Consider the following 1,008-nt stretch of genomic DNA (forward strand, 5'->3'; position numbering starts at 1 on the left):
ATAAGCAACGATAATCCAATATAAAAATATTCTGGTCAATTACAACGATAATCCAATATAAAAATATTCTGGTCAATTAATCTCAATTACTTTAAATACCTTACAAAAAAATAATACAATTGCACTTATTATTAAAATAGCACCCAATCCTCAAATAAATACTTTGCGAATTAATAACAAATTTCTGATTTATATTCTTTTAAATCCATTTATAACACCTCACTTTCTTTCTATAACTCTTGTCGAAAAATACGAACACTATTAATTGGAATATTAGAACCCTTTGAACCATCCGTTAAGTAAATCCGACCACTAGCACTATATAAAGCAATACTATAAGGGTTTTTATCCATATCATCAATAAAACAAGTTGCTTGATGTTTAGATAAAGTATTATTTTCTTTCTGTTCTGTAAAATAAGGTGGTTCAAGCCATAACATACCTTCAGCACCTTTACGATTAGTTGGTGATAATCAAACTTGATAACGATAAGTTTCAGAAAAATTAGGAATATCAATATAATTAGCACTATCAGGTGTATAAGATATACTTACTTTTTCTCATTTAATTTTTTTATTTATTTCAAACACTCATTTTAACATTTGGTCAATAGTATCTTTTAAAACTTTATTTAAAGATAATTTATTATTTTCAATATCAAATTCATCTGATAATAATAATTCTAAACTACTATCATCTTTTTGATGTAATGGGGCATTAACTGTTATTGAACTACCACYTTGTTTTGMTTTTCATACATTATTTTCATAATAAATCGTATCATTATCAAAAGGCACGGATAACTCATTATTTTTATTTTTAATAATTGCTTTATTATCAATTTTATTTTTTTCTTCTATTAATGCATCAACTTCTAATTGTGTATAATATGCTTCTAAATCTATCATTGTTAAATCAATTCCTTTTTCTTCAAAAGTCCGAAACATTTTCTTTAAAGTTGTTAGATTAGCCAATGATTTTGCATAAGTAGGTAATAGACCTTGCCAT

Annotated in this window: 1 protein-coding gene; it reads right to left on the reverse strand. The window is 25.1% G+C overall.

The window, feature by feature from the left end:
* Nucleotides 1-230: 230 nt before the first annotated feature.
* Nucleotides 231-1,008, reverse strand: a 778-nt coding sequence (locus C6B38_RS05025) for a hypothetical protein (RefSeq protein ID WP_233485547.1), incomplete at its 5' end; no start/stop codon positions are given.

The organism is Spiroplasma sp. ChiS (assembly GCF_002968355.1).
Classification (GTDB): Bacteria; Bacillota_I; Bacilli_A; order Mycoplasmatales; family Mycoplasmataceae; genus Spiroplasma; species Spiroplasma citri.